This window comes from Parafrankia sp. Ea1.12, from assembly GCF_900465275.1.
In the GTDB taxonomy this organism is placed as follows: Bacteria; Actinomycetota; Actinomycetes; order Frankiales; family Frankiaceae; genus Parafrankia; species Parafrankia soli.
Map to the genome: position 1 here is coordinate 1 of NZ_UBIZ01000664.1, position 1,540 is coordinate 1,540.

The 1,540-nt window shown below is 73.6% G+C and carries 1 protein-coding gene; it reads left to right on the forward strand.

What is annotated here, in order from left to right; all coding sequences use genetic code 11:
- Positions 1-110: 110 nt before the first annotated feature.
- The coding region (locus FMEAI12_RS34700) for a transposase (protein WP_235015060.1) at positions 111-1,540 on the forward strand (1,430 nt) is incomplete at its 3' end.

The following is a 1,540-nucleotide window of genomic DNA, read 5'->3' on the forward strand; positions in this document are numbered from 1 at the left end:
GGCCGGTTGTGACTGTGCGTAGCGCCGGTGATTCCGGGAAGTAGGACGCACCCGCCATTCGGCATGATCGCTCTTGCTGAAGGAAGTGATCGCCGAGTGGACGGGTGCGCGTGTTCGAGGGTAGCGGGCTGGCGTTGGCGGAGTTCCTGGGGTTGGCCGGGGTGGTGGTTACGGCGGTGGAGCGGGAGAGGGACGGTTCCTGGTCGCTGCATGTGGCCGGCCCGGTGGTGGCCTGCTGCCCGCGCTGCGGCGAGCCGTCGGGGCGGATCAAGGAGTTCGTCGGGCAGCGGCTGGCGCACCTCGTCGTCGCGCCGGCGCGGGTGACCGTCCACAAGCCGCGGTTGTTCTGTGACCAGTCCGGCTGCGAGCAGGGCAGTTTCGTCGAGAGCGGGCCGCTGGCGGCGCGGGGCGCGCGGGTGTCGACGGTGGGGCGGAAGGCGGTCGGCCACCTGGTCGGGGACTGGGGGGTGCCGGTCAGCAGGGTCGCTGGTGCGGTCGGGGTGGCCTGGTGCACGGCCCAGGACGCGTTCGCCGTGGTCGCCGACGCGGCGGGGGTCGTGGCCTTTGGCCCCGTCGGCGAGGACACGGTCGTTCCCGGCGCCGAGGACGGGGTCACGGAAGCCGGCGCCGACGCGGCCGAAGGGGAGGGCGGCGGGCCGGTGAGGCGGTCGGTGTCCGGGCCGTTGCCGCCGGTCGGGGTGCTCGGGCTCGACGAGCACCGCCGGGGCCGCCCGCGGTATCACCGCGACCCCGACAGCGGCCGGTGGGTCGAGGACGCCGACCGTTGGCTCACGGTGTTCGTCGACCACGCCGGCCACGGCCTGCTCGGCCAGGTCGAGGGCCGGACCGTCGCCGGCACCGCCGCCTGGGTCCTGTCCCAGCCCGCTGCCTGGCGGGCCGGGATCTGGGCCGTCACGATCGACATGTCGACGGTCTACAAGGCGGCGGCCCGGGCCGCGCTGCCCGACGCCATGCTCGCGGTCGACCCCTTCCACGTGACCCAGCTCGCGAACAAGGTGATCGGCGACGTCCGCCGCCGGGTCACCCAGGAGCACCACGGTCGCCGCGGCCGCGCCGACGACCCCGAATACAAGATCAAGGGACTGCTCGTGCGCCGGGAGGAGGCCCTCTCCCCGGCCGCCCGCGGCCGGCTGCTGTGTACCCTGTCCGACCTTGGCGACCGCGGCCGGCAGATCACCGCCGCCTGGCGCGCCAAGGAGCTCCTGCGCGCCGTGCTCGCGCTCGCCGCGCACCGCTCCGGCCACCCGATCACCCGCTCCGACGTCTCCAACGCCCTGACCAGGTTCTTCACCTACTGCGCCACCGTCGGCGAGACCGTCCCCGAGATCACCGTTCTCGCTGAGACGATCTCCAAGTGGCGTGCCGAGATCGCCAACGCGGTCCTCCACTCCCTGTCCAACGCGGCCACGGAGGGCGTCAACCGGCTCGTCAAGCTCGTCTACCGGACCGCGTTCGGCCTGCGCAACGTCACCAACCAGCAGCTCCGCGCCCGCTACTTCGCCTCCCGCGCGACCCGCCC